The sequence below is a fragment of the Streptococcus oralis subsp. dentisani genome (assembly GCF_002096335.1).
Classification (GTDB): domain Bacteria; phylum Bacillota; class Bacilli; order Lactobacillales; family Streptococcaceae; genus Streptococcus; species Streptococcus oralis_Z.
Map to the genome: position 1 here is coordinate 448,281 of NZ_NCUW01000030.1, position 25,936 is coordinate 474,216.

At 41.3% G+C, this 25,936-nt stretch carries 27 protein-coding genes and 2 tRNA genes; 5 read left to right on the forward strand and 24 right to left on the reverse strand.

The window, feature by feature from the left end; all coding sequences use genetic code 11:
* The first annotated feature begins 1 nt into the window (after position 1).
* Positions 2-652 carry an ABC transporter ATP-binding protein gene (locus B7709_RS08625; RefSeq protein WP_084972461.1) on the forward strand — a complete coding sequence of 217 codons (651 nt, stop codon included), beginning with the start codon at positions 2-4 and terminating at the stop codon, positions 650-652.
* Between the two features lie 104 nt (positions 653-756).
* Here the strand turns inward: B7709_RS08625 and B7709_RS08630 are convergent, their stop codons facing one another.
* Genes B7709_RS08630 through B7709_RS08640 form a run of 3 tightly spaced genes read right to left on the reverse strand, consistent with a single transcriptional unit; the run spans position 757 to position 3,648 of the window.
* Positions 757-1,029: a PspC domain-containing protein gene (locus tag B7709_RS08630; RefSeq protein ID WP_009730226.1), complete on the reverse strand. Its 273-nt coding sequence runs from the start codon at positions 1,027-1,029 to the stop codon at positions 757-759.
* Positions 1,030-1,088: 59 nt separating this feature from the next.
* The gene (locus B7709_RS08635) at positions 1,089-1,532 is read right to left on the reverse strand and encodes a SprT family protein (RefSeq protein WP_084972462.1); all 444 of its coding nucleotides are present in this window, start codon (positions 1,530-1,532) and stop codon (positions 1,089-1,091) included.
* Positions 1,519-3,648, reverse strand: a complete 2,130-nt coding sequence (locus B7709_RS08640) for a Tex family protein (RefSeq protein WP_084972463.1) — start codon at positions 3,646-3,648, stop codon at positions 1,519-1,521. The genes B7709_RS08635 and B7709_RS08640 overlap by 14 nt, the downstream gene beginning before the upstream one ends.
* Before the next feature lie 130 nt (positions 3,649-3,778).
* Here B7709_RS08640 and B7709_RS10320 point away from each other — a divergent pair, with 130 nt between their 5' ends.
* From B7709_RS10320 to B7709_RS08655, 3 genes are read left to right on the forward strand one after another with little or no spacing between them, the layout of a single operon-like run.
* Positions 3,779-3,910 (forward strand): SPJ_0845 family protein, encoded by a 132-nt coding sequence (locus B7709_RS10320; protein WP_000268696.1) that lies wholly within the window; start codon positions 3,779-3,781, stop codon positions 3,908-3,910.
* A complete protein-coding gene (locus B7709_RS08650) occupies positions 3,911-4,816 on the forward strand; it encodes a permease (RefSeq protein WP_084972464.1) in 906 nt (301 codons plus the stop codon). It begins immediately after the preceding gene.
* Positions 4,813-5,628: a TIGR03943 family putative permease subunit gene (locus B7709_RS08655; RefSeq protein ID WP_084972465.1), complete on the forward strand. Its 816-nt coding sequence runs from the start codon at positions 4,813-4,815 to the stop codon at positions 5,626-5,628. Before B7709_RS08650 ends, B7709_RS08655 begins: the two co-directional genes overlap by 4 nt.
* A 102-nt stretch (positions 5,629-5,730) precedes the next feature.
* Here B7709_RS08655 and B7709_RS08660 read toward each other — a convergent pair whose 3' ends face one another.
* Both B7709_RS08660 and B7709_RS08665 read right to left on the reverse strand, forming a co-directional pair.
* Positions 5,731-6,006 carry an HU family DNA-binding protein gene (locus B7709_RS08660; protein ID WP_001284636.1) on the reverse strand — a complete coding sequence of 92 codons (276 nt, stop codon included), beginning with the start codon at positions 6,004-6,006 and terminating at the stop codon, positions 5,731-5,733.
* Between the two features lie 107 nt (positions 6,007-6,113).
* Positions 6,114-6,950, reverse strand: a complete 837-nt coding sequence (locus B7709_RS08665) for a DegV family protein (protein ID WP_084972466.1) — start codon at positions 6,948-6,950, stop codon at positions 6,114-6,116.
* Between the two features lie 144 nt (positions 6,951-7,094).
* Here B7709_RS08665 and B7709_RS08670 point away from each other — a divergent pair, with 144 nt between their 5' ends.
* On the forward strand, positions 7,095-7,943 hold the full coding sequence (locus B7709_RS08670; protein WP_084972467.1) for a YitT family protein: 849 nt from the start codon (positions 7,095-7,097) through the stop codon (positions 7,941-7,943).
* A gap of 21 nt (positions 7,944-7,964) precedes the next feature.
* Here B7709_RS08670 and B7709_RS08675 read toward each other — a convergent pair whose 3' ends face one another.
* The 19 genes from B7709_RS08675 to B7709_RS10095 form a co-directional block, all read right to left on the reverse strand.
* Positions 7,965-9,365 carry an APC family permease gene (locus B7709_RS08675; RefSeq protein ID WP_084972468.1) on the reverse strand — a complete coding sequence of 467 codons (1,401 nt, stop codon included), beginning with the start codon at positions 9,363-9,365 and terminating at the stop codon, positions 7,965-7,967.
* A gap of 215 nt (positions 9,366-9,580) precedes the next feature.
* On the reverse strand, positions 9,581-10,150 hold the full coding sequence (locus tag B7709_RS08680; RefSeq protein WP_084972469.1) for a hypothetical protein: 570 nt from the start codon (positions 10,148-10,150) through the stop codon (positions 9,581-9,583).
* Positions 10,151-10,168: 18 nt separating this feature from the next.
* Positions 10,169-11,581: a Fe-S cluster assembly protein SufB gene (gene sufB / locus B7709_RS08685; RefSeq protein ID WP_050235838.1), complete on the reverse strand. Its 1,413-nt coding sequence runs from the start codon at positions 11,579-11,581 to the stop codon at positions 10,169-10,171.
* A 57-nt stretch (positions 11,582-11,638) separates the two neighbouring features.
* Positions 11,639-12,079 carry a Fe-S cluster assembly sulfur transfer protein SufU gene (gene sufU, locus B7709_RS08690; RefSeq protein WP_001218466.1) on the reverse strand — a complete coding sequence of 147 codons (441 nt, stop codon included), beginning with the start codon at positions 12,077-12,079 and terminating at the stop codon, positions 11,639-11,641.
* Entirely contained in the window at positions 12,066-13,292 is a 1,227-nt protein-coding gene (locus B7709_RS08695; protein WP_084972470.1) for a cysteine desulfurase, read from the reverse strand. The genes sufU and B7709_RS08695 overlap by 14 nt, the downstream gene beginning before the upstream one ends.
* A gap of 10 nt (positions 13,293-13,302) precedes the next feature.
* Complete coding sequence (sufD, locus tag B7709_RS08700; RefSeq protein WP_084972471.1) at positions 13,303-14,565, reverse strand: Fe-S cluster assembly protein SufD; 1,263 nt, start codon at positions 14,563-14,565, stop codon at positions 13,303-13,305.
* A gap of 27 nt (positions 14,566-14,592) precedes the next feature.
* Positions 14,593-15,363: a Fe-S cluster assembly ATPase SufC gene (gene sufC / locus B7709_RS08705; RefSeq protein WP_000114489.1), complete on the reverse strand. Its 771-nt coding sequence runs from the start codon at positions 15,361-15,363 to the stop codon at positions 14,593-14,595.
* Between the two features lie 151 nt (positions 15,364-15,514).
* Entirely contained in the window at positions 15,515-15,709 is a 195-nt protein-coding gene (locus B7709_RS08710) for a DUF3272 family protein (RefSeq protein WP_000198269.1), read from the reverse strand.
* 27 nt (positions 15,710-15,736) lie between these two features.
* Positions 15,737-17,395, reverse strand: coding sequence for a DNA polymerase III subunit gamma/tau (gene dnaX, locus B7709_RS08715; RefSeq protein WP_084972472.1), 1,659 nt, complete (start codon positions 17,393-17,395; stop codon positions 15,737-15,739).
* Positions 17,395-17,892, reverse strand: a complete 498-nt coding sequence (locus B7709_RS08720; protein ID WP_084972473.1) for a GAF domain-containing protein — start codon at positions 17,890-17,892, stop codon at positions 17,395-17,397. Before B7709_RS08720 ends, dnaX begins: the two co-directional genes overlap by 1 nt.
* An 82-nt stretch (positions 17,893-17,974) precedes the next feature.
* Positions 17,975-19,177, reverse strand: a complete 1,203-nt coding sequence (gene rpsA / locus B7709_RS08725) for a 30S ribosomal protein S1 (protein WP_084972474.1) — start codon at positions 19,175-19,177, stop codon at positions 17,975-17,977.
* 163 nt (positions 19,178-19,340) lie between these two features.
* A tRNA-Gln gene (locus tag B7709_RS08730) sits at positions 19,341-19,412 on the reverse strand.
* Between the two features lie 8 nt (positions 19,413-19,420).
* A tRNA-Tyr gene (locus B7709_RS08735) sits at positions 19,421-19,501 on the reverse strand.
* 49 nt (positions 19,502-19,550) lie between these two features.
* Positions 19,551-19,781, reverse strand: coding sequence for a DUF2969 domain-containing protein (locus tag B7709_RS08740; protein ID WP_000037107.1), 231 nt, complete (start codon positions 19,779-19,781; stop codon positions 19,551-19,553).
* A gap of 112 nt (positions 19,782-19,893) precedes the next feature.
* The gene (locus tag B7709_RS08745) at positions 19,894-20,931 is read right to left on the reverse strand and encodes a branched-chain amino acid aminotransferase (protein ID WP_317628034.1); all 1,038 of its coding nucleotides are present in this window, start codon (positions 20,929-20,931) and stop codon (positions 19,894-19,896) included.
* A gap of 115 nt (positions 20,932-21,046) precedes the next feature.
* On the reverse strand, positions 21,047-23,527 hold the full coding sequence (parC, locus tag B7709_RS08750) for a DNA topoisomerase IV subunit A (protein ID WP_084972476.1): 2,481 nt from the start codon (positions 23,525-23,527) through the stop codon (positions 21,047-21,049).
* 207 nt (positions 23,528-23,734) lie between these two features.
* Positions 23,735-24,295: a nucleotidyltransferase family protein gene (locus B7709_RS08755; protein ID WP_000570836.1), complete on the reverse strand. Its 561-nt coding sequence runs from the start codon at positions 24,293-24,295 to the stop codon at positions 23,735-23,737.
* Between the two features lie 29 nt (positions 24,296-24,324).
* Positions 24,325-25,152, reverse strand: coding sequence for an aminoglycoside 6-adenylyltransferase (locus B7709_RS08760; protein ID WP_084972477.1), 828 nt, complete (start codon positions 25,150-25,152; stop codon positions 24,325-24,327).
* Between the two features lie 27 nt (positions 25,153-25,179).
* On the reverse strand, positions 25,180-25,917 hold the full coding sequence (locus B7709_RS10095) for a DUF6261 family protein (protein ID WP_162279177.1): 738 nt from the start codon (positions 25,915-25,917) through the stop codon (positions 25,180-25,182).
* Between the last annotated feature and the right edge of the window lie 19 nt (positions 25,918-25,936).

Genomic DNA, 25,936 nt, shown 5'->3' on the forward strand with positions numbered 1-25,936 from the left:
TATGATTGAATTACAACATATTTGGAAACAATTTGGTTCTCGTATCATTTTTTCAGACTTGAATCTGAATTTTCAAAGTGGTATGGTGTATGCTTTGATAGGAGATAGTGGTTGTGGAAAAACCACTTTGCTCAATATGCTAGCAAAACTAGAAACTTTCGATAAAGGAGAAATAGTTTACAAAGGAAAGTCTTTGACTTCACTAAAAAATGAGGAATTTTATCGTAACGAACTAGGTTATCTCTTCCAGAATTTTGGACTATTAGAAAGTCAGACCATCCGAGAAAACCTTGAGCTAGGACTGATTGGTAAAAAGAAGAACAAAAAACAAGAAAAAGAGAGACTTCTTCTTCAAGCACTGCAAGCTGTCAGACTGGATTATCTAAGTCTCAACCAAAAAATATATGAATTATCTGGTGGTGAAGCTCAACGCGTAGCACTTGCTAAGATTATCCTGAAAGATCCTCCTTTAATTTTAGCCGATGAGCCTACCGCCTCGCTAGATCCAAAAAATTCCAAGGAAATTATGGAAATTCTCCTTGAACTTCGTAATGCTAATAGAACAATTATCATCGCAACTCACAATCCTAGTATTTGGAAAATGGCTGATCAGGTAATTCGTCTTTCTAAAGACAAAACAGATTATAATTAAATACCAAAATCCCTTGTGGCTATTTAGCCACAAGGGATTTTCAGTCATTTATGCTATTTCTTTTAAGTAAAAAAGTAAAAGTAATAAATATTTCCTGTTCAATTTCACCAAAACCAACCATCATCATCATTGATTGGTTGTGCTTCTTTGATTTTGCGTGGTCCTGTTCCGTACATTTCGGCTTCAATGTCTTCCTTAGTTGGTAGGATAGAGGCAAGGATGATGTAGATTATCACTCCGACTCCAAAATTTGCCACGGTAAAAATGGCGAAGAGAAAGCGGACTAGGGTTACATCAAAATTCCACTTGTCTGATAGACCAGCTAAAACTCCTGAAACCATGCGATTTCGTCTCATTTTATAAAATTTTGTATTCATGATTGTTCCCTCTTTCAGTATTCTTACAAAGAGTATAGCATGAATCAGAACTAAGAACATCAGTCCTTAGGCCGATTTAAGATGACGAGTTTGCCACGGCAGACGCCACAGCGATAGCGCTTGGTATCAATCCTTCTCTTACGCTGATAACTTTGCTGGCAAAATTGGCACTGATAAACTAGGTAGGTACTTTGGTCTTTCAAAGCGGGAACAAAGCGCAGTCCATCCACTTCTTTCAAAAGTTCCTTAAAATCTCGGTCCTTGTGGCGATAACCCTTTTTCTCAAAATAAAGATGATAGTGACAGAGTTCATGGCGCACGATTTTGCGAAAGACTTCCAAACCTAGTTCATTATAAACCTTGGGATTAAAATCCAAATGCCCATCCTTGGGGAAAAATCGTCCACCTGTCGTTCGTAGACGAGAATTCCACTGGGCTTGGTGCGTGAAAGGTCTACCAAAGTCTTCGAGGGAAACAGACTGAACGTACTCAGTCAGATTCATCTGGAGCTAGGAGCGACAGATTGACTTTTTCACGTTCAGTATCGATTTTCTTAACCCAAACCGTTACCAAATCTCCGACTGACACCACTTGGCTGGGATGTTTGATAAATTTGCGACTCATATGCGAAATATGAATCAAGCCGTCCTCGTGAATCCCGATATCAACGAAGGCACCGAAGTCAACGACATTACGCACCACACCTTCCAGCTTCTGACCGACTTTTAAGTCTTTGATATCCAAGACATCTTGACGAAGCACAGGAGCATCAAAGGAATCACGGAAATCTCGACCTGGTTTGAGAAGGTCTGCAATGATATCTTTAAGCGTTTCTGGACCAAGGTCTAGTTCTTGCGCCATGTCCTTGACTGAAAGAGACTTAAGCTTATTTTGTGCTTCTTCATTTAAGTCCTTGATATCCAAGCGTTTGAAGAGTTCCTTAACGGCAGCGTAGTTTTCTGGGTGAACTCCTGTATTGTCGAGGATATTGCTACTTTCAGGGATACGGAGGAAACCTGCAGCTTGCTCAAAGGCCTTAGCACCTAGACGAGGAACCTTCTTGATTTGAGAACGTGAAGTGATTTTTCCTTCTTCTTCACGGTATTTGACAATATTTTCAGAGATAGTTTTATTGAGTCCAGCTACGTGGGAAAGAAGAGCAGGGCTGGCAGTATTGACATTGACGCCGACTTGGTTGACCACCGTATCGACGACAAAATCCAGACTCTCAGACAGTTTCTTCTGACTGACATCGTGCTGGTATTGACCGACACCGATTGACTTAGGATCGATTTTGACCAATTCGGCAAGAGGATCTTGCAAACGTCGGGCGATAGAGATAGCAGATCGTTTTTCAACGGTTAATTCTGGAAACTCCTGACGAGCAAGCTCACTGGCAGAGTAAACTGAAGCGCCACTTTCATTGACGATGACATAGCTGACTTCAGGAAAATCTTTAAGAACTTCCGCCACAAAGGCTTCACTCTCACGGCTTGCAGTACCATTTCCGATGGCAATAATTTCTACGCCATACTGACCAATCAAGTCGGCTAATTCTCGTTTTGCTTCTTCAATCTGACGAGCTGATGCTGGTTTTACTGGATAAATGACGTGGGTTGTCAGCATTTTCCCTGTTGCATCTACGACAGCCAGCTTGGCACCTGTACGAAAGGCAGGGTCAAAACCTAGAACCACGCGCCCTTTCAGCGGAGCAACCAAGAGAAGATTGCGCAGGTTGTCAGAAAAGAGTTGGATAGCCCCTTCTTCTGCCTTTTCGGTTAATTCTGTCCGAATGCGGCGCTCGATAGCCGGCAAGACTTTTTTCTTAACAGATTGCTGGATAACTTCATCAATATAGGTGTTTCTCACCTTGAAACGAGCAGCAAAGAAAGCAAGAATACGATCTGTCGCGTGCTCAAAACCGACTTTTAAGATGCCTAATTTTTCCCCACGATTGAGGGCTAAGGTACGATAACCCTGCATGTTGCCAACTGTCTCTGAAAAATCATAGTAAATCTGAAAAACTTGTTTTTCATCGAGACTTTCATCTTTGACTTGCGAAGTGATTTTAGAGTGTCTTAACACTTCCTGATAGGTCAGTGAACGCAAGGTCACATCTTCGGATAAGGCTTCGACCAAGATATCAACCGCACCTGCCAAGGCTTCTTGAACAGTCGCAAATCCTTCACAGACAAACTTCTCAGCTTCTTTCTCTAAACCATCTACATTCTGCAAAATCAAGCGGGCGAGAGGAAAGAGTCCAGCTTCTCGGGCAATAGTTGCCTTGGTTCGACGTTTTTCCTTATAAGGAAGATAGAGTTCCTCTACGTCTGCTAATTTCTCAGCTGCCAGGATAGCCTCTTCCAGTTCCTTGGTTAGTTTGCCTTGTTCTTGAATCTTAGCTAAGACAGCTTCTTTACGGTCGTTGAGATTTGTCAGACTTTTATCCAAGTCGATAATGGCCTTAATCGCCACCTCATCCAAACTACCAGTCATGTCCTTGCGATAACGCGCGATGAAGGGGATCGTCGCCCCTTCAGCCGTCAAACTTAGAACGGTATCGATTTGCTTTAACGTTACCCCCAAATCTTGGGAGATTTTTTCATATTTTTTATCCATAAACCTATTATACCATAAGGGACAGCCCTTGTTTCGTCCTACCCTTTTTTACCTCTTTGATTATCAAAATAATCCCTTTTCCAAAAAATAATAGTATAATAGAGGTAGAATTTAGAAAAGAGGTAGGCCCATGGCTGTTAAATTTACAAAAACCGATGACTTGGACAAGATGTTTGAGGAATTCGCCAAACTTCCTGACTTAACACAGGTCACTTTCCCAGATGACAAAGACAAAAAAGAAAAAGTTGAGAAGAAAAAATAGATGACGATTTTTCAATCTCTTCCTCCTAGTGTATTACAGGCAGGGGCTATTTTTCTCTCCATCATGATTGAAGCCCTTCCTTTTGTCCTGATTGGGAGTCTCATTTCGGGGTTGATTGAGGTCTATATCACACCTGATAAAGTTTATGAGTTTCTTCCTCGCAATCGTTGGGGGAGGATCTTTTTTGGTACCTTCATTGGCTTTCTCTTCCCATCCTGCGAGTGTGGAATCGTTCCGATTATCAATCGTTTTTTGGAAAAGAAAGTCCCCAGCTACACGGCCGTTCCCTTTCTGGTGACTGCTCCCATCATCAATCCTATCGTTCTTTTCGCTACTTATTCTGCCTTTGGTAATTCCTTAAAAATTACCTTTTTGCGAGCTCTGGGAGCCATTGTAGTTGCTTTGGTTTTGGGGATTTTTTTAGGATTTTTCTGGAAGGAACCCATTCAAAAAGAGAATCCTATCACTTGTCATGAACATGACTTTTCACACTTGACTCCTGCTAGAAAAGTCTTTCAGGTCCTTATACAGGCTATTGATGAGTTTTTCGATATGGGGCGTTACTTGGTCTTTGGCTGTCTCTTTGCGGCTATCGTGCAGGTCTATGTCCCGACTCGGATCCTGACCTCTATCAGTGCTAGTCCAATCCTTGTGATTCTCCTGCTTATGCTTCTTGCCTTTCTCCTTTCCCTCTGTAGTGAGGCGGACGCCTTTATCGGCGCTTCTCTCCTCTCGAGCTTTGGTCTAGCACCAGTCCTTGCTTTTCTAGTCATTGGGCCCATGCTTGATATCAAAAATCTCCTCATGATGAAACACTATCTCAAGGCCAACTTCATCTGGCAATTCATGGGTATTGTGACAGTGCTTGTCTTGCTTTATTCTTACATGATAGGAGTGATGCTATGATTCGATTTATCATTTTACTGGGCTATTTTGTCCTAACTCTGTATCTGCAGCTATCTGGCAAGCTTAGCCACTACATCAACCTCCACTATTCCTATCTAGTCTATATCTCAATGGTCCTTTCTCTTCTGTTGGCTCTGGTCCAATTCTACATCTGGATTAAAAAAATCAACTCTCACAGCCATATGGAAAGTCGTCGAGCTAGACAAATCAGCCTCCTTTTACTGTCACTACCACTCTTGATTGGAGTTTCCTTTCCCACAGTAAGTTTGGACTCAAGAACCGTATCTGCCAAAGGCTATCATTTCCCACTTGCTGAGGGAATCGATGCAGCTATTCAGGCAAGCGAAGGAACATCCAGTCAATACCTCAAACCCGATACCAGTACCTATTTTTCCAAATCTGCTTATGAAAAGGAAATGAGGATGACAGCTGACAAATACCTATCCCTGTCAACCATTCAGGTTACAGATGAAAACTATATGGAGGTCATGGAAGTTCTCTATGACTATCCACAAGAGTTTGAAGGAAAACAAATCGAGTTTACAGGCTTTGTCTATAACGATCCTAGTCATCCAGATAGCCAATTCCTCTTTCGCTTTGGGATTATCCACTGTATCGCAGACTCTGGAGTATATGGACTCTTGACAAAGGGAAACTCACGTCAGTATCCTGACAATACCTGGATTACCGCTAGAGGAACCCTGACCCTCCACTACCATAAAGAACTCAAACAAAAACTCCCAACACTGGAAGTTGGGAGTTTCACAAAAGTAGACAAACCAGAAAATCCTTATGTCTATCGTGTGTTTTAATAAAAATGACTTTTTGGTAACCCACTACAGTTGACAAAGAGCTATTAAAAAGCCTGTCACACAAGCTCAAATGCTTGATATGACAGGCTTTTTCTAAATTCATTATTTAACAGCGTCTTTAAGAGCTTTACCAGCTTTGAATGCTGGAACTTTAGAAGCTGCGATTTTGATTTCTTTACCAGTTTGTGGGTTGCGACCTTTACGAGCAGCACGCTCACGAACTTCAAAGTTACCAAAACCGATCAATTGAACTTTTTCACCAGCTGCAAGGTATTCAGTTACTGCTGCGAATACAGCGTCAACTGCTGCTGCTGAATCTTTCTTAGTCAATTCTGTAGCTTCTGCTACTTTAGCGATCAAATCTTGTTTGTTTGCCATGTTAATAATTCCTCCAAATAATTTCTAATTAACAAATATAATCATATCCTAAAATTGCCCACAGGTCAAGTCAAAAACGCTATTTCTAACGATTTTTCTCTATTTTTTTAGGAATGATATCGAACTAAGATAGCCCATGCATTTTCGCCTGTATGGGTCTGAATGATAGAGCCCGTTTCCAGTACTGAGATTGGTTTTTCGACATAAGTTTGTAAAACACTTTTCATCTCATTGGCCCATTCATTAGTACCAGCGTAGGATATTCCAATTTCTGCAACAGATTTATGAGAAAGGGTCTCGGCTAGTTCGTCAAGCCATTTTTTAAATGTCTTAGCACCGCGCCCCTTTACAATAGGCTGGAGTTCATGATCCTTCATCTGCATCACAACTCGGATATTCAAAAGAGAGCTTAGCAAACCTGTCACACGTCCGATACGTCCACCCTTAACTAGGTTTTCTAATGTTGAAACACCGATATAGAGTTCAGTATGATTCTTGACGTCCTCTACATGAGCTAGGATAGTTTCCAAATCTTTTCCTTCTTGGGCAAGTTTAGCAGCTTCAACAACTTGAAACTTCATAGCCTGATCTGTAAAAGAACTATCAATAACCGTCACATCAGCAGTCGATAGACTCGCTCCTTGACGAGCAGCTTCAACAGTTCCAGACAAGGCATGGGACATGTGAATAGCGATAATCTGACTGCCGTCTTTACCTAGTTCTTCAAAGACCTCAGCAAATACTCCCACTGGAGGCTGACTGGTTTTAGGCAGATTCTTACTTTGTTGCATAAGATGAAGGAACTCTCCCTCTTTCAAATCTGCATCAGAATAAAGGATACCATCAATCATCACAGATAAAGAAACAACTGTAATATTCAATTCTTTCAAGAGTTCTGGTTCAATAGTAACAGAGGAATCAGTTACAATTTTTACTTGTGTCATATCTTCAATCTTTCTATTCTTCTCAATAAGATAGTGATTTATCACCTTTATTATATCAAAAAATTGCAAAAAAATCATAAGAGATCCAATTAAAACGCTTGAAAATTTGGTATAATCTATCTATAGAAAATGCGAGGGAGAATCATGATCCGAAAAGTTCAACCTATTATCACTATCATACTAGGGGCAGCTATTTATGCCTTTGGTCTTACCTATTTTGTAGTTCCCTATCATCTATTTGAGGGTGGTGCGACAGGTATTACACTAATTACCTTCTACCTCTTTAAAATTCCTGTCTCAGTGATGAATCTCTTGATAAATATTCCTTTATTTATCCTAGCATGGAAAATATTTGGCCCCAAGACCCTCTATTCCAGTCTCTTGGGAACTATCTCTCTCTCTGTCTGGCTTGCTGTCTTCGAAAGAATTCCTTTACAGTTTGACTTACAAGGGGATCTCATTATCGTTTCCTTGGTTTCGGGTGTTTTACTGGGAGTCGGTTTAGGAGTTATTTTTAATGCTGGTGGGACTACTGGTGGTTCTGATATTGTTGCCCGTATCCTCAACAAATACACCAATATCTCGATTGGTAAATTGCTCTTTGGGATTGACTTTTTCATCCTAATGTTGATTTTAATCATCTTCCAGGATCTTCGCTTGGTCACCTATACCCTCTTGTTTGACTTTATCATCGCCCGTGTTATTGACTTGATCGGTGAAGGGGGTTATGCTGGTAAAGGATTTATGATTATTACCCAATATCCCGATCAATTGGCTGATAAAATCAATGATGAACTAGGACGCGGCGTAACCTTTATATCTGGTAAAGGATACTACAGTAAAAAGGATTTAAAAATCATTTATTGTATCGTCGGTCGAAATGAAATCGTAAAAATGAAGGATATGATTCACCAAATCGATCCTCAAGCCTTTATCACTATCACTGAGGCTCATGAAATTCTCGGTGAAGGTTTTACTTATGTGAAAGATTAAAAAGCTGGGAATTCCCAGCTTTTATTCTTCTTCTGCGAGGGTTGAATGGCGGAACCCGTACGTAAAGTAAATGACTAGGCCAACTACAAGAGCGATACCAAAGGCAATCCAGGTATCTAGACTATATTGAAGCATAAAGGAAACACAGATAAGAATGGAAAGGATCGGCAAAAGCGGCACTAAAGGAGTTTTGAACTCTCCTTCTTTTGGCATGCCTTTTTCTTTTCTGAGCTTGATAATACCGTAAGCTAGTAAGATAAGATAGGCTAGTGTACAGATATTTAGAAAGGCGGCAATACTTGCCAAGGGGAAAATACCCGCAGCAATGGCTGAAGCAACTCCTGTTAAGATGGTCGCATTCTTTGGAACTCGACTAGTTTTACTTAGTTGTTTAAAGCTTTGAGGTAAAAGTCGTCCATCACGTGCTAGGCTGTAAATCATTCGAGAAAGGGCATAGGTCATGGAAATACACACGGTAATCAAGGTTAGAATGGCTATGAGTGAAACATAGTTGGCGGCCCAACCAATCCCAATACTACGCAATGAAAACGCTACCGCATCATCCACATTGAGCTTACTGTAGTGAACAATCCCTGTCAATACTAGGGTTACCAAAGCATAGAGAATGGTTACTATTGACAAAGAAAGCACAATTCCGCGAGGAATATTTTTTTGTGGACTTTGAATTTCATCAACTGCCATTGAAATAGACTCAAATCCGAGAAAACCAAAGAACATCAAAGATGCACCTGCCATTATTCCAGTACTCCCACCATAAATTTGACCAAAGCCAAAGGGAGCAAAATTCGTCCAATTTTCAGGTTTGATATGCCAAATCCCAACTAGGATGAACAGAGCCAGAGCAGAAAATTTCAAGACCACTAGAAGCGAATTAAAGCGCAAGGCTGCCTTGGAATTTAATAAAACCAATCCTGTTACCAAAGCAAGCACCAAAATAGGTAAAAGGTCGATATAGGTACCTTGTTCGGGGTTGAAGGTCCCATTTAAGACTTGGGGCATGGAGATACCATAATTACTGAGCAAACCCTTAAAGTAAGCTGCCCAGCCAGACGCAACACCTGATATGGCCGTCATAAATTCCATGATGGTCAACCAGCCAGCAATCCAGGCTGGTAATTCTCCTAAAATCGCATAGAGATAGCTATACGCGCCACCAGTTGCAGGAACACGAGAGGCAAATTCTGCAAAAAATAAGGCTGATAGAGAAACACACAGGGCAGAAATCACGATGGAAACCACTAGTGATGGACCAGCTAGTGTAGCCGCAGCTGTTCCTGTAATGGTGAAAATTCCTGTTCCTACCATGGCACCAATTCCTAGTAAAATCAAATCCCATAATTTTAAATGGCGACGCATTTCTGTCCGTCCCAGACTAACATCCTTGGTTCTAAAAATATTCATACTTCATCTCCACTAAATGTAATTGTTTTATTTTACCACATAAAATTATTTTTGTGAATATTTATTAGTTTCTTTTTTGAAAAAAATCTGAACAGGAAGAATTCCTGTTCAGATTTTGCATATTCTTACCCAACTGAACCTTCCATTTCATAGCTAATCAAGCGATTCAGCTCAACGGCGTATTCCATTGGAAGTTTTTTGGGGATTTGGGAATCTTAAACTTCAAAGTAAGGGAACGGACGGTCACTATCTAAAGGACGATTTGGAATTTCTTGTTCCAAAATAGCGCGCCAACCAGATACCAATTCTTCAAAAGTCAATTGGGCTTTGGGAGAAGCTGTTGTGAGCTTCCGACCAAACCAAGCCATGGTTGCAGTTTCAAACTGAAGCATAGCGTACTGGATTACTGGTACATTTGCCTCTTCATAATTTTCATTTACTGCACGTGCCACACCTGGTGCTTGTGGAAGGAGTTGATTGCTGATTTTATCGACAACAGTCGCATCCATCTCTCTCCATGAAAGAAGTTGACCATTTACCTGATAAAAGAGCTCAAAGGTTTCTTGATTTTCTTTGAAATTAGTAAGAACAAAAGCACGTTCCACGGCCTCAGGACCACCAACGCCTTTTACAGCGTTTATCAAGAGATTTTGTTCCATTTGTCTCCAATAATCATCCGCTTCTTCAGCTAGATCAATTGTAAAGGGTGGAACAATTTCCTCGGCAGGAATCTCGCCTTTATTCGCTTTTTCAACATTACCAAATAATTTTTTTAAGAATCCCATTTGCTTCTCCTTTATCTTTTACCCAACAGAGCCTTCCATTTCATAGCTAATCAAGCGGTTGAGCTCAACTGCGTATTCCATTGGAAGTTCTTTTGTGAAGGGCTCCACAAATCCCATGACAATCATCTCAGTTGCTTCGGATTCTGATAAACCACGACTCATGAGGTAATAGAGTTGTTCTTCTGAAATCTTAGATACTTTGGCTTCGTGTTCCAAAGCAACTTGCGAGTTATGGATTTCATTAAATGGAATGGTATCAGATGCTGACAAGTCATCCATGATAATGGTATCACACTCGATGTGAGAAACAGATTTCTTAGAATTTTTATTAAAGGTTACTTGTCCACGATAGTCAACCTTTCCTCCGCCTTTAGCGATGGATTTAGACACGATAGACGAGCTGGTATGTGGAGCATTGTGAATCATCTTAGCTCCCGTGTCTTGGTGTTGCCCAGCATTAGCAAAGGCGATAGAAAGCATAGTACCACGGGCTCCTTCTCCATCAAGGTAAACAGATGGATATTTCATGGTTGTTTTGGCACCCAAGTTTCCATCTATCCACTCAACAGTCGCATCTTTTTGAGCTTTAGCACGTTTGGTTACCAAGTTATAGACGTTATCAGACCAATTTTGGATGGTTGTGTAGCGCATGTAAGCTCCATCCAAAGCGAATATTTCTACAATGGCAGCATGCAAACTGTTGCTTGAGTAAGTCGGCGCTGTACATCCTTCTACGTAGTGGACACTTGCTCCCTCGTCAACGATAATCAAGGTACGTTCAAACTGACCAGTATTTTCATTGTTGATACGGAAGTAAGTTTGAAGCGGAATATCAACCTTGACACCTTTTGGTACGTAGATAAAGGTTCCACCAGACCATACTGCTGAGTTAAGGGCTGCTAACTTGTTATCTGTCGGCGGTACCAACTTAGCAAAGTATTGTTTAAACAAGTCTGGGTATTCCTTGAGGGCAGAATCTGTATCTGTAAAGATAATGCCTAACTTCTCAAACTCTTCCTTCATGTTGTGGTATACCACTTCCGACTCGTACTGAGCAGAGGCTCCTGCTAGATAGGCACGCTCAGCTTCTGGAATTCCGATACGTTCAAAGGTTTCTTTGATTTTCTCAGGAACTTCATCCCATGAACGAGCTGGTTTGTCAGATGGTTTTTGGTAGTAAATCAAGTCATCAAAATCAATCTCTGACAAGTCTGCTCCCCAAGTTTGCATGGGCATTTTCTTGAAGGTTTCATAAGACTTCAAACGAAATTCTAGCATCCACTCAGGTTCCCCCTTGGCAGCAGATAATTCACGAATAACACCTTCGTTGAGTCCTTTTCCTGTCGATAGGACAGGCTCTACATCATCATGGAAACCAAATTTATATTCACCAAGGTCAATTGGTTTTGGTTCTACTCTTTCTTCAGCCATAATATCCTTTCTTTCATTCTATATTTCTACTGATTCATAAGACAAAAGAAACTTGTCTTACTGTTTTTCTTGATCCTCAATTGTTTTCTTAAGGGCATTCCAAGCTAATGTTGCACACTTTATTCTTTGAGGGAATTTGGCAACACCTGACAAGAAGGCCGCATCACCGAGTTGGTCTTGGCGGTCATCCTTTTGCCCTTGAACCATTTCTGAAAAAATGGTCGCAAGTTCTAAAATTTCTTGCTTAGTCTTACCTAAAACGGCATCTGTCATCATACTAGCAGAAGCAGTTGAAATCGTGCAACCCGAGTTTAGAAAAGCAATATCTTCCAAACGGTCATCTGCATCAAACTTAACAGAGAGATTGATGACATCCCCACAGGTTGGATTGTTGAGACTGATTTGCTCAGCGTCTTCTAACTTCCCTTGGTGATGTGGATTTTTCGAATGGTCTGCTACCACTGCCATATAAAGGCTATCTAGTTTAGAAAGTGCCATTGAAAAACTCCTTTGTTTTTTGTAAGGCATCGACTAGTTTATCACAATCTGCCTTTGTATTGTAGATATAAAAACTTGCACGAGCTGTTGCAGGAACATCTAAATACTGGAGTAAGGGTTGGGCGCAGTGATGGCCCGCACGAACGGCTACTCCTTCATAATCCAAAGCAGTCGCTAAATCGTGAGGATGGAGATCGCCTAGGTTAAAGGCAATAACACCCGAACGTTGCGCCAAGTCCTGCGAACCATAAATAGTCAGTCCTTCAATCGCCTGCAGTTTTGGATAAACGTATGCAATCAATTCTTGTTCATGAGCTTCAATGACATCCATGCCAATCTTTTCAAGATAATCCACTGCAGCAGCAAATCCGATTGCACCAGCTATGTTAGGAGTTCCAGCCTCGAATTTCCAAGGCAATTCCTTCCAGCTAGCAGATTGCTCATAAACGAAATCAATCATTTCGCCGCCGAATTCTACTGGTGACATTTGTTCCAGATGCTTTTCTTTACCATAAAGGACACCAATACCAGTTGGCCCAGCCATCTTATGACCTGAAAAGGCAAAGAAGTCCACATCCAGGTCCTGAACATCGATCTTCATATGAGGCGTAGATTGAGCACCATCCACCACCATGATGGCTCCAACTTGGTGGACCAATTGAGTGATTTCTTTGATTGGATTGACCACACCCAGAACATTTGAGGCGTGAGCAAGGGAGACAAACTTGACTCTGTCAGTCAATTTAACACGCAAGTCATCCATATCCAGAGCTCCATCCTTGAGATAGAGATAGATAAGCTCCGCTCCAGTCTTGCGGCAGGCTTCCTGCCATGGAATGATGTTGGAATGGTGTTCCATGACAGAAATCAAGACCTGGTCTCCCTCAGTCAAGACTTCCTCAGCAAACCGTGCAACCCAGTTAAGACTAGTTGTCGTTCCTCTAGTAAAGAGAACTTCCTTTGTAGAGCCTGCATTGATAAACTTACGAATGGTTTCACGAGCCGCCTCATAAGAAGCTGTCGCCCGTTCTGCCAAGGTATGAACACCCCGGTGAACATTTGCATTGTCGTGCTCATAGTAGCGGTTGATTGTTTCAAGAACTGCTAGTGGTTTTTGTGTCGTCGCAGCATTGTCCAGATAGACCAGAGGTTCATCATTGACAACCTGGTCTAAAATCGGAAAATCCTTGCGAATCGCTTCTACATCTAACATAGGCTTCCCCTTAGCGTTTTGACAATTTTTCTTCGATGGTTGCAATCATTTCATCACGAACTTCCTTGACTGGAATCTCCACGATAACAGAGCCTAGGAAACCACGAACAACCAAACGTTCTGCAGTTGCCTTGTCCAAGCCACGGCTCATAAGGTAGTACATGTCTTCTGGATCCACCTGACCGATAGAAGCCGCGTGACCTGCAGTAACGTCATTTTCATCAATCAAAAGAATTGGGTTGGCATCTGAACGAGCTTGGTCTGAAAGCATGAGAACACGACTTTCTTGTTGGGCATCTGCTCCCTTAGCTCCTTTGATGATGTGACCAATACCGTTGAAGGTCAAAGTTGCTTTTTCAAGAATAACCCCATGTTGCAGGATATTTCCGATAGAGTTGCAGCCGTAGTTTGTTACGCGAGTGTCAATCCCTTGCACCTGACGGCCACTTGAAAGAGCTACGACTTTAAGGTCAGCATGGCTACCATTACCAATCAAGTCGCTATCAAAGTCCGCAACGACGTTTCCTTCGTTCATGACACCAATCGCCCAGTCAATACTTGCATCGTTACCTAATTTACCACGACGGCTAATGTAGGCCGTAACATTTTCTCCTAGACGGTCGATCGCTGCAAACTTGACTTGCGCACCAGAACGAGCGATGACTTCTACTGTGATATTGGCTGTTGCCTTAGCACTACCTCCGCCACGTGACTCTAATCGCTCCAGATAACTAATCTTAGAATTTTTACCAGCGATAATCAGGATATGCTTGTTAAATGGAACATCGCTATCGCTATCTTGGTAGAAAATTCCTTCAATTGGCTCTTTAATTTCAACATTATCAGGAATGTAGAGAACAGCACCACTATTGAAATAAGCTGTGTGGTAGGCTGCCAACTTGTCATCGTCATATTTAACTGATGACATGAAGAACTCCTCAATAAGCTCTGGAATTTCTTCTAAAGCTGAGTGGAAGTCTGTAAAGACCACCCCTTGCTCAGCCAATTCTACTGGAATTTGTTCAAAAACTGTTTGAGTACCTACTTGAACCAATTTCAAGTGATTGTCTAGAGTTGTGAAGTCAGGAACATTTGCTGATGGCTCGCTTTCTGTAATCGTACCATCTCCCAGATTCCAACGGTGAAATTTCACACGCTCAATAACTGGTAATTCCAAACTCTCAATCTTATCAAAAGCTTTTTGACGAAGGTTAGCTAACCAGCTTGGTTCAGCGTGCATTTCTGAAAAAAGTTTAATAGTTTCTTTAGTCATTTACTTCTCCTAAAAGATACGAGGGAATTACAATTCTTCCTTGTAGTCATAGCCGAGTTCTTCAGCTAGTTTTGCGTATCCTTCACGTTCCAAACGCGCTGCCAATTCTGGACCACCAGAAAGGACAACACGACCTTCCATCATCACATGTACCACATCAGGTGTGATGTAGTTCAAAAGACGTTGGTAGTGAGTGATAATCATAGCACCAAAACCTTCACCACGCATAGCATTGACACCTTTCGATACAACTTTAAGAGCGTCAATATCAAGACCTGAGTCAATCTCATCTAAAAGGGCAAATGTTGGTTCCAACATCAAAAGTTGAAGAATTTCATTACGTTTTTTCTCACCACCAGAGAAACCTTCGTTGAGGTAGCGCTCAGCCATTTCTTCTTTCATGTTGAGCAATTCCATTTTCTCGTCTAGTTTAGTGATAAATTCACGAACTGAAATCTTTTCATCATCTTCTTTGCCAGCATTCATGGCTGCACGAAGAAACTCAGCGTTGGTAATTCCAGGAATTTCTGATGGGTATTGCATAGCAAGGAAAAGTCCCATACGCGCGCGCTCGTCCACTTCCAACTCAAGGATGTTTACGCCATCAAACAAGACTTCACCTTTGGTTACCTCATAGTTAGGGTTTCCCATGATAGCGGCAGAAAGAGTCGATTTACCAGTACCATTTGGTCCCATGATAGCTGCGATTTCTCCTGTTTTCAGAGTCAGATTGACTCCCTTCAAAATTTCTTTTCCTTCAATCTCAACGTGAAGATCTTTGATCTCTAATACTGACATGATAATTCCTTTCTTTTTCTGGCCTACTTCCTTTATCCTTAAAGAAATCACTTACATTTCTCAAAAAATACAAGAAAAGGTCCATAAATATACTCTACTAGTATAACAAAAAAAAGCCCAAAAGGCTTTGATTTTGTTTAGAAGCTAGTGACTAATCCTTACGGTTTAGGTGCTGATCAATGGCATCTACTATTTTCCCCATTACATAACTTAACCTAAAATTTCGAAAAAGTAGAATGGCCCAAAAGGCTGCCATGAAATAGCGACCCGTCATCCATGCTTCATTGAAAAAATAAGTCTCAGCAGCAGTAAATAGTGCTATCACGATAAATTGTTGTCTAGTCATAGGATTATTGTACCATGAAATCCACTTTTAGTCTTCTTCGACCATGACTTTATCAGCCAAAAATTCAAATCCTTCCGGAATCAGACTCTCTTCTTCTATCTCTTGATCTGCTTGAGAAGACTTGTTTTTAGCGGAAAAGGCTGCTCGAACCTCTTTCCATTCCTCTAGGGAAATAGCCAGAATCTCAGGGGAAAATCCAGCTGCTTGGCTGAGAATATTGCCAAACATGGTATTAAGATTATCTCTTTTCATGGTTTGCCCAGCATTGAAATTAGACTCAAAGGCTAAAATAGCATGGTGTTCGTTGGCTGCAACTGGTTGAGAACCAACGAGAAGAGCCTTATCAGGTCCAGCTAAACTTTCAATCACTTCTCCCCATGCGTTCTGGAGGCGAATCAAGTTTTGCCGTGCCAAATCAGGATTTTCAACAGCTTCTTGTAGGATAGCCTGAACTTTGTTGCGATCCACTCGATAGACTGTCTTGGAAGTGGCTGGACGACTAGGAACTGGCGCCACTTGTTTAGAAGCTGTACCAACATTGGCAAGTTCTTGTTTGAGGCGAGCGACTTCCTGTCTTAGTGCAGAAATCTCACTTTCAACAGCTTCTGAAAGCACTGGTTCAGGCTTAACCTCAGCTAAACGAATGGTCATCATCTCAGCATAAATCTTAGGTTGCAGGCTAGCTTTCATATCTGCCAAGCTCACAGTCGCTATTCGAATCATTTCAAAGAGACTTTCTTGGGAAAGAGCTAGATTGTCCATAAAAACTGGACTATGATGAGTATTTTCGCCACCTGTCTGAACAACTAGTAGATCACGCAAATACTGCAAGAGATCCGTCACAAAACGAGTCATGCTCTTGCCATTTTCAAACAAAAGATTCAAAGAATCAAGCGCTTTTGAAACATCCTGCTGAGACAAGGCGGCTACATAGTCATCAAGTGCTGATAGACTAATGGTGCCTGTAATCTCCTCAGAGATAGCTGTCGTGAGCTCATTTCCCTGTGTTAAACTCAAGGCTTGGTCCAGAATAGACAAGGCATCCCGCATTCCACCTTCAGCCCGTCTGGCAATGATTTCCACAGCATCTGGTTCAGAACTGATATTTTCTTTTTCTAAAATATGATGAATATGTGCCGTGATATCTTGAGTTCGAATCGATTTAAACTCAAAACGTTGGACACGCGATAAAATAGTTGCTGGAATCTTGTGCAATTCGGTGGTCGCCAAGATAAAGACGACATTTTGAGTTGGTTCTTCTAGGGTCTTCAAAAGCGCATTAAAGGCTCCTGTAGACAGCATATGAACCTCGTCGATAATGTAGACCTTATAACGTGCCAAACTAGGTGCATAGGTAGATTTATCACGAATTTCACGAATTTCATCAACTCCATTATTTGAAGCTGCATCCATTTCAATAACATCTTCTAGGCTACCTTCTGTCACAGCCTGACAGATATAGCAGTTATTACACGGTTCTCCGTTCACTTGGTTCGGACAGTTCATGGCTTTAGCAAATATCTTAGCTACACTGGTCTTCCCTGTTCCACGAGGGCCCGAGAAAAGATAGGCATGACTAATCTTTTCCTGCTCGACCGCTTGTTTTAGGGTTTTAGCCACAACCTCTTGCCCGACCAATTGTGAAAAAGTTTGGCTTCTATATTTTCGATAAAGTGCTTGATACATTAGGCTTTCTCCTCAAACATCGTAAAGTTCCATTCTGTCTTCTCAAGCAAAATAGCGACAAATTGTTCCAAGTAATCACGGTCAACAGCATTGTAATCATCAATAAGTGAAGAATCCAGGTCTAAGACACCCAGCAATTGACCATTCTTGAGCATGGGAACCACGATTTCACTCTTGGCCATACTATCACAAGAAATGTAGTTTGGATAGGTGCTCACATCGCCAACTAAAACAGTCTCTTGAAACTCAGCAGCTTCTCCACACACGCCTTTTCCAAGCGGAATGCGAATACAAGAAACACCACCCTGAAAAGGCCCTAAAACCAACTCGCTACCATCAAACAGATAAAACCCTGCAAATACAGTATTGGGAAAGCGAGATTTTAGGAGGGCACTAGCATTCGAAAGATTGGCAAGAACATTGTTCTCACCTTCAAGTAAATAAGAGAGTTCCTCATTTAACAATTGATACTGTGATTGTTTTTCTGAATCTAACATAGAACTATTATATCAAAAATGAGAAAGAGACAAAAGAAAAATCCCTTGTTTTAAACAAAGGATTTTGTGATTATCAATTTAATTAAAGTTCGATGTCACCGAACAAGTCAGCCATTGAGAATCCTGTCTGTGTTTCTGGAAGTTCGAAATCACGTTTTTCTTGACGTTTTGGACGACGTGGACGAGCAACACGTTTCTCTTCTTTTTGTCCTTCTTCTTGAGCTGGACGTTCTTCAAGAGCTTTGATAGAAAGTGAAACACGTTCTGCGTCAGCGTTAACATCAAGGACTTTAACAGTAACTTCTTGACCAACAGTAAGAGCTTCTTTTGGATTTTCGATACGTTTGTGTGAAATTTGTGATACGTGAACAAGTCCATCGATACCTGGCAATACCTCAACAAATGCACCGAAATCAGTCAAACGTTTAACTGTTCCTTCCACTACATCACCTTTAGCTAATTTTTGCTCAACGCCATCCCATGGTCCAGGTGTAGTTGCTTTAAGTGAAAGTGATACACGTCCTTCTTCTTCGTTAAGATCAAGAATCTTCACTTCGATTTCTTCACCAACAGTTACAACTGATTTAGGTGAAACGTTACGTTCATGTGATAATTCAGTCAAGTGAACCAATCCATCAACACCACCAAGGTCGATGAAAGCACCGAAGCTTGTGATACGAGCAACTTTACCAGTTACTACATCACCAACAGCCAATTTACCAAATACTTCAGCACGAGCTGCTGCAGTGGCTGCTTCAACAACTTCACGACGTGAAAGGATAAAGCGGTTTTCTTTAGGATCAACTTCTTTGATTTTAGCATCAAATTCTTGACCTACGAAACGCTCAGTGTTACGTACGAAACGAGTATCCAACATAGAAGCAGGGATAAATCCACGTACGCCTTCAAATTCTACTGAAAGTCCACCTTTAACGGCACGAGTTCCTTTAACAGTAACAACTTCTTCTTCGCGTCCTACAAGTTTGTCCCATGCTTTGCGAGCTTCAAGGCGTTTTTTAGATACAAGGTATGTAACTGTATCAGTATCTTTACCAACTACTTGACGAAGTACAAGAACATCCAATACTTCTCCTACTTTCACAAAGTCATTGATATCTGCATCGCGATCGTTAGTCAATTCGCGAAGAGTCAAGACACCTTCAACACCAGTCCCAGAGATTGCAACGTTAGCTTGAGTCGCATCAACTGTCAATACTTCAGCACTAACAACATCACCAGGCTCAACTTGGCTAACGCTATTTAGCAAATCTTCAAATTCGTTCATCTAAAAAATCCTCCAACAATCAAGCTTTTTTCTAAACTTGACATACTTATAATTTTTTTCCTAAGCACCCGCAAGGACATGTTCATATCGTTCACGTCTTTCAATTATAAAAATAAAATACCCTAAGATATTTTCTTTTTATCTTGAATTTATTACCTAAGAACTGGGGTAGCTGGATTCGAACCAACGCATGAGGGAGTCAAAGTCCCTTGCCTTACCGCTTGGCTATACCCCATTGACAAATGGAGAGAGAGGGATTCGAACCCCCGAACCCGAAGGAGCGGATTTACAGTCCGCCGCGTTTAGCCTCTTCGCTATCTCTCCAATATTTAACGAGAACTATTATATCATGAAATTTTCAATAAAACAAGTATTATTTTGTCAAATTATAGTTTTCAATCAAAATTTCCACAGCTTTTTCAAGTTTTTTATAAAAACTATCGACATTTCCATTCTTTATGATGGCAAATTGGCTATCTAATTCGGCAATTTCACCAATGACCTTTTTCCCGATCGTCAAAACGTAACCTTCATAACTGTCTTTTCCAACAGTCACTTTTGCATCTGTTAATTGAATTTCAATTTTCTTATCTTTTTTACTCATACTTTACCTCTTTTCACTTTTTCTATTGTACAAGAAAATGCTCAAACTAGCAAGAAAAAACTCCATTTCAGCCATTATAACTGCTATGGAGTTTCTCTTTACTTGATGTCGTTTAGTCCACTTTGACAATCCATCCTTCAGGTGCTTCCACATCACCAAATTGGATACCAGTCAATTCATCATAGAGTTTACGTGTCACAGGACCTACTTCTGTTTCACTATAGAAAACATGGAAATCGTCACCGTGTTGGATTCCCCCTATTGGTGAGATAACTGCTGCTGTTCCACAAGCACCTGCCTCTACAAAACGATCCAAATTGTCAATCGGAACATCACCTTCGATCGGTGTCAAGCCCAAGCGATGTTCTGCCAAGTAGAGCAAAGAGTACTTGGTAATAGATGGCAAGATTGATGGGCTTAATGGCGTAACGAATTCGTTGGCTGCTGTAATTCCAAAGAAGTTGGCTGATCCGACTTCCTCAATCTTGGTGTGGGTAGCTGGATCTAGGTAGATAACATCTGAAAAATTACGTGATTTTGCCATTTTACCTGGTAGAAGACTGGCAGCATAGTTACCGCCTACCTTGGCGGCTCCTGTACCATTTGGCGCTGCACGGTCGTATTCATCCTGAATCAAGAAATTAGTTGGAACCAATCCACCTTTAAAGTAGTTACCAACTGGCATAGCAAAGATGGTGAAAATATATTCTTCTGCTGGTTTTACCCCGATAATATCTCCAACACCAATTAGAAGCGGACGGAGATAGAGGGTTCCACCCGTTCCGTATGGTGGTACATAATCTTCATTGGCACGAACAACCGCTTTACAAGCTTCCACAAACATTTCTGTCGAAACTTGAGGCATCAAGAGACGGTCGCAAGTACGTTGCAGACGCTTGGCATTTTCATCTGGACGAAAGAGTTGGATACTGTCATCCTTAGTACGATAGGCTTTCAAGCCCTCAAACGCTTGCTGTCCATAGTGGAGACTTGGAGAAGACTCTGAAATATGCAAGGTCGCATCCTCTGTCAACTCTCCTTGATTCCATTGACCATTTTTATAATGAGCGATATAGCGATAAGGTAATTTCATATAAGAAAATCCAAGATTTTCCCAATCAATTGCAACTGTCATGTGTTTCTCCTTTATACTATTCAAACTATGTGTTCTATTCTACACTTTTCTAGTAAAATTTCAAGTATTATTTGTAATTTTCTGAAAATTTTTTCAACATAAAGAAATCAGCCCCTTGGACTGATTCTTTTTAAGGATTTGCTTTATCCTCTTTAAAGACTTCTTTGAGGTAAGCATCAAAAACTTCTTCATCTGAAATGGTGTCTGAGATAAAGCTTCCGTTGCTAGTACGTTCTGACAAGTTCAAATCTTGCAATCGGCTTTCATAGATTGTTCCCTTGTTAGATTGGACAAGCAAAATTTGGTCGTTTTCTTCCACTTCTGTACTAAAGAGATCACCGATGAAGCCTTGCTCTACAACTGCTCCAGCCAAGAAGACACGGTGCGGTTTGTTTTTCAACTCACGCAAAACTTGTAGGCCTCGTTTGGCACGGCTGGTCGCTGGAATTTCCTCAATGGAAACGCGTTTCAAGCTTCCACGTTGGGTTAGGAGGTAGAAGGATGAGGTGTTACAGATAAAGGCAGCCTGAAGCGCATCATCTGCTTTCAGGTTCATAGCCTTGACGCCCGCAGCCTTGGCACCAACAACTGGAACCTCTTCGATATTGAAACGAAGGGCATAACCGTTTTGGCTAATCAAGAGAACATCATCCAGTCTAATCGGAGCCACTGCTACAATCTGGTCTGTCTCGTCTTTGAGCTTAGCATACTTGACAGACTTCGACTTATAGGTTCGCCATGGAGTGAATTCTTTGCGTTCTACGCGTTTGATTTGACCAAGACGAGTTGCAGCAAAGTAGGTTGTGGCATCCTCAAACTGATCCACGACTTCTGCATAAAGGATTTCTTCGTTAGTTTCGAAGTTTGTAATAGTCTGGCTCAGATGCTCTCCGATATCCTTCCAACGAATATCTGCCAATTCGTGGATTGGTCGATAAATGACATTCCCAAGAGTCGTGAACATCAAAAGATGCTGGGTTGTCTTAGAAGCTTGAACAAAGATCAAACGATCATCATCACGTTTGCCAATTTCTTCCAGAGTGGAAGCTGCAAAGGAACGTGGACTGGTACGTTTGATGTAACCTGCCTTGGTCACGCTGACATAGGTATCTTCCTCAGCGATCAGACTAGCTGTATCAATCTCGATTGCTTTCGCAGTATCTTCTAAGCTACTCAAACGAGGTGTCGCAAATTTCTTCTTGACCTCACGAAACTCTTTCTTCATGAGATTGTACATGGTTCGTTCATCACCGATGATGGCTACCAGCATGGCAATCTTCTCACGAAGTTCTGCTTCTTCTTCCTGCAAGACAACCACATCGGTATTGGTCAAACGATACAGTTGCAAGGTAACGATAGCCTCAGCCTGCTCCTCTGTGAATTCATAGCTGACCTTGAGATTTTCCTTGGCGTCCGCCTTATTCTCAGAAGCACGGATAAGGGCAATGACTTCGTCCAAAATCGAAATCACGCGAATCAAACCTTCGACGATATGGAGACGTTTCTCAGCCTTTTCCTTGTCAAAGCGTGAACGCGCCAAAATCACTTCACGACGGTGGGCAATATAGCTAGACAAGATTGGCACAATTCCGACCTGACGAGGCGTGAAATTATCAATCGCCACCATGTTGAAGTTGTAGTTGATTTGCAGGTCAGTGTATTTGAAGAGATAGTTCAGAACGAGCTCGGTATTGGCGTCTTTTTTGAGCTCAATAGCGATACGAAGACCGTCACGGTCAGACTCATCACGAACCTCCGCAATCCCTGCTACCTTGTTATTGACACGAACATCATCGATTTTCTTAACCAGATTGGCTTTATTGATTTCATAAGGAATCTCAGTGATAATGATTTGTTCCTTACCACCTTTTAACTTTTCAATTTCGGTCTTAGAACGAACGACCACGCGCCCTTTCCCAGTTTCATAGGCTTTCTTGATTTCATCACGACCCTGAATAATCCCCCCTGTTGGGAAGTCTGGTCCAGGCAAGAATTCCATGAGTTTATCCACCTTGGCAGTTGGGTGGTCAATCATGTAAACTGTAGCATCGATAACTTCGGCCAAATTATGTGGTGGAATATCTGTGGCATATCCAGCTGAAATCCCAGTCGAACCATTGACCAAAAGGTTGGGGAAGGCTGCTGGCAGAACAGTTGGTTCTTTCTCGGTATCGTCAAAGTTCCAAGCAAAGGGAACTGTCTTTTTCTCGATATCTTGAAGAAGGTAACCAGCAATCTCAGACAAACGCGCCTCGGTATAACGCATTGCCGCAGGCGGATCTCCGTCCATAGAACCGTTATTACCATGCATTTCAACTAGAATCTCACGGTTCTTCCAGTCCTGTGACATACGGACCATGGCATCATAGATAGAACTGTCACCGTGTGGGTGGAAATTCCCCATGATGTTACCGACAGACTTGGCAGACTTACGGTAGCTCTTGTCAAAAGTATTGCCATCCTTATTCATCGAATAAAGAATGCGACGCTGAACCGGCTTCAATCCATCACGAATATCTGGCAAAGCCCGGTCTTGAATGATGTACTTGGAGTAGCGACCAAAGCGCTCTCCCATGATATCCTCAAGGGACATGTTTTGAATGTTAGACATAGGATACTAAGCCCGTAAAATGCAAAGTGAAAATAGGAAACTCTTGCAGTGAGCGATGCTCACAAGAGAATTTATCTTTTTCACACAGTATTTAGGGCGTGTTCAACTCCTTTCAAAGAATATAGAATAGGTTTTATGGAAAAGGGAAAAAATATATGGTAAGTGAGTTTCACCCAATTCCTGTATCATCATTTCCACTTGAAATATCTACTCCACAAACCCTCGTTTATACTTGATATGACTGGCGATATTGCTATCTACATCTTTCTTATCCCAAAGTTGGAGTTCCCATGGGTAGTAAAAATTACTTTTATTTTTAAAATAGATATGAATACCGACATAGCCATCTTTATCACGTAAATACCAATTTTTTAGTCCGTACATCTCTTGCCAATCATCTAATTTATCCATGACTTGAGCTATCTCTTTAGAACTTAAAATCATACGAGCACCAAAAATATCATTAAGAATGGAATTCACAGGATAGCCCTCTTGACGCTCGGAAAAACGTGTAATTTTATCTAAAATAGACTCAGAAGTTTTGACACGATAAACATAGGCAATATCTTGGACATCCGCTTTCATCAGATAGTCATTAATTGACTCATGTAAATTCAGACGGTAGGCCAAAATCGCTTTAGTCGGGACTTTTGAAAAGGTATGCTTGAGATTGATTTTCTCCACTTTACCTGTTTCAAAATAATCTTTAGAATATTCTAGATGAATACGATTAATCTCTGTAATGAGGCGTTCCACTTTTTCAATCATGAGTCTTCTCCTCTCGCTTTTTCATTTTTCTAGTTATTCCCAAACTTCTTCACTCTTTCCTCAGCATACTCAATCATCTTCTCAGCCACGTCCTTCTTATAGTCAAAACCCATCTTGTGAGCAAGGGATTGAGCCTCTTGGTGGAAAAGTTGCATCGTAGCAAACAAAGACTGAGTGATTTTCTCTTTACTTGAAAAATCAAGGAGAGCTGAGAATCCCTTCTCTTTCTCAGCAGGCAAATAGTTAAAGAGGTACTTGTAGTTCTTTCCGACGTCAACAGTCCCCTTATCACTTGCGACCTGCCAAGATAAGACTTTCAGGAGTTCTTGTTGACAAATACCGTAGAGATGGTCAGTCGCGTAGATGAGCTGATTCCGACAAATCCCTTTAACCACGTAGGCTGACACCCACCAAAATTCGTTGCAGGCTTTTTCAAAATCTGTCTGACTAGCTGGGGTTGTCCAATAACGCTCTAGATTTTGAGAATAAGGTTCAAATAAATGTTCTGGATCTTCTAAAACAGTGAATCCTGCCTCACTATCCACCCACTCTTGAATGTGGTCTTTGGGGCAGAGAGTCAAATCTATCCGATTGCCATCTTCAAAGAGCATAAGATAAAGTCGACGGTGACCTAGTACATTATGTTGCTCAATGATACGTTTGCCAAAGGGATCCAACCAAGAAAGGTCACTCGTCAGATTATCTAAATCGTCCACGATATAAACAACATCATAGTCTTGAAACTCATCTTTTGGCGCTTTTGTATCAGTCCGTGAACCAGACATAGCGACAGCCTCGACTTGTAAAGTTTCGGCAGTCTGTGAAATCACATCGAGCATTTCTGTCTCTGTTCTCATATCAATTCCTTCTCGTTTTATCGGGTATTAGTTATCTACTTCTTGCTTGCTTTTCTTTGGTGTTAATTTTTTATAGCGACTACGGATAGTGTTGAGATGGTCACGGAGATCGGCATACTGCTTTTTATCTGGATAAGCATAGGCGTTGATTGCAGTAAAATCCACAAGGAAGTCATAGATTTCTTGTAGTTTCGCACGGACTTCCTTGTTTTGACTAGGTGCCTTGCCTTTTTGCTCAGCCAAGCGCTCCTTATAGGCTTTTTCAAACTGAGCCTGTGCCTTTGTCAAGGTTTCTACATGAGTTGTCAAATGCAGGGTTGAAAGAGCAGTTTGGTAGTCAGTATCTTTTAGCTCCTTGAGCAAATGGTTAATAGCTTCTGTCTCTTTTTCGTAGCTCATACTCGTTAGCCCAGCATAATTTTTGAAAAGTTTGCTGAGTTTGTCGTAAGCTTCCTTGCTACTTGCCTCTTTCACACGAGAAAAGGCCTTGACCAAACCAGTCAAGGTAGAAAGCGCATCATCACGCTCACGATCAGACGCTTCCAAACTAGCCACCGTTTGACTGGCCTTGGAACGGTGCAAACCAGCTTGCAAAGTCTCAAGAAGTTTCTCCATATCCTCAAGCTTCGTTGCGTAAACCTGCTCAGACTTATTGGCTTTTGTAAAAATTCCAAACTCGTCCTTGCTCTCAGATAGAAGTTGGAAGAATTCGTTGTTTTCTAAATTGCGTACAGTTAAACTTGTGATACCATATTCTTTTTTCATAAAACTCCTCTTTCAATAA

Excerpts from the sequence above, each read along its gene's own strand:
- B7709_RS08655 (WP_084972465.1), top strand. The coding sequence starts at position 4,813 with ATGATTCGATTTATCATTTTACTGGGCTATTTTGTCCTAACTCTGTAT.
- sufU (WP_001218466.1), bottom strand. The coding sequence starts at position 12,079 with ATGGCACTTTCTAAACTAGATAGCCTTTATATGGCAGTGGTAGCAGAC.
- B7709_RS10320 (WP_000268696.1), top strand. The coding sequence starts at position 3,779 with ATGGCTGTTAAATTTACAAAAACCGATGACTTGGACAAGATGTTTGAG.
- B7709_RS08695 (WP_084972470.1), bottom strand. The coding sequence starts at position 13,292 with ATGTTAGATGTAGAAGCGATTCGCAAGGATTTTCCGATTTTAGACCAG.
- B7709_RS10095 (WP_162279177.1), bottom strand. The coding sequence starts at position 25,917 with ATGAAAAAAGAATATGGTATCACAAGTTTAACTGTACGCAATTTAGAA.
- parC (WP_084972476.1), bottom strand. The coding sequence starts at position 23,527 with ATGTCTAACATTCAAAACATGTCCCTTGAGGATATCATGGGAGAGCGC.
- B7709_RS08675 (WP_084972468.1), bottom strand. The coding sequence starts at position 9,365 with ATGAATATTTTTAGAACCAAGGATGTTAGTCTGGGACGGACAGAAATG.
- B7709_RS08665 (WP_084972466.1), bottom strand. The coding sequence starts at position 6,950 with ATGACACAAGTAAAAATTGTAACTGATTCCTCTGTTACTATTGAACCA.
- sufD (WP_084972471.1), bottom strand. The coding sequence starts at position 14,565 with ATGACTAAAGAAACTATTAAACTTTTTTCAGAAATGCACGCTGAACCA.
- rpsA (WP_084972474.1), bottom strand. The coding sequence starts at position 19,177 with ATGAACGAATTTGAAGATTTGCTAAATAGCGTTAGCCAAGTTGAGCCT.
- B7709_RS08670 (WP_084972467.1), top strand. The coding sequence starts at position 7,095 with ATGATCCGAAAAGTTCAACCTATTATCACTATCATACTAGGGGCAGCT.
- B7709_RS08740 (WP_000037107.1), bottom strand. The coding sequence starts at position 19,781 with ATGAGTAAAAAAGATAAGAAAATTGAAATTCAATTAACAGATGCAAAA.
- B7709_RS08720 (WP_084972473.1), bottom strand. The coding sequence starts at position 17,892 with ATGTTAGATTCAGAAAAACAATCACAGTATCAATTGTTAAATGAGGAA.
- B7709_RS08640 (WP_084972463.1), bottom strand. The coding sequence starts at position 3,648 with ATGGATAAAAAATATGAAAAAATCTCCCAAGATTTGGGGGTAACGTTA.
- B7709_RS08755 (WP_000570836.1), bottom strand. The coding sequence starts at position 24,295 with ATGATTGAAAAAGTGGAACGCCTCATTACAGAGATTAATCGTATTCAT.
- B7709_RS08630 (WP_009730226.1), bottom strand. The coding sequence starts at position 1,029 with ATGAATACAAAATTTTATAAAATGAGACGAAATCGCATGGTTTCAGGA.
- B7709_RS08660 (WP_001284636.1), bottom strand. The coding sequence starts at position 6,006 with ATGGCAAACAAACAAGATTTGATCGCTAAAGTAGCAGAAGCTACAGAA.
- B7709_RS08635 (WP_084972462.1), bottom strand. The coding sequence starts at position 1,532 with ATGAATCTGACTGAGTACGTTCAGTCTGTTTCCCTCGAAGACTTTGGT.
- sufC (WP_000114489.1), bottom strand. The coding sequence starts at position 15,363 with ATGTCAGTATTAGAGATCAAAGATCTTCACGTTGAGATTGAAGGAAAA.
- sufB (WP_050235838.1), bottom strand. The coding sequence starts at position 11,581 with ATGGCTGAAGAAAGAGTAGAACCAAAACCAATTGACCTTGGTGAATAT.
- B7709_RS08710 (WP_000198269.1), bottom strand. The coding sequence starts at position 15,709 with ATGACTAGACAACAATTTATCGTGATAGCACTATTTACTGCTGCTGAG.
- B7709_RS08625 (WP_084972461.1), top strand. The coding sequence starts at position 2 with ATGATTGAATTACAACATATTTGGAAACAATTTGGTTCTCGTATCATT.
- B7709_RS08760 (WP_084972477.1), bottom strand. The coding sequence starts at position 25,152 with ATGAGAACAGAGACAGAAATGCTCGATGTGATTTCACAGACTGCCGAA.
- B7709_RS08680 (WP_084972469.1), bottom strand. The coding sequence starts at position 10,150 with ATGGGATTCTTAAAAAAATTATTTGGTAATGTTGAAAAAGCGAATAAA.
- B7709_RS08650 (WP_084972464.1), top strand. The coding sequence starts at position 3,911 with ATGACGATTTTTCAATCTCTTCCTCCTAGTGTATTACAGGCAGGGGCT.
- dnaX (WP_084972472.1), bottom strand. The coding sequence starts at position 17,395 with ATGTATCAAGCACTTTATCGAAAATATAGAAGCCAAACTTTTTCACAA.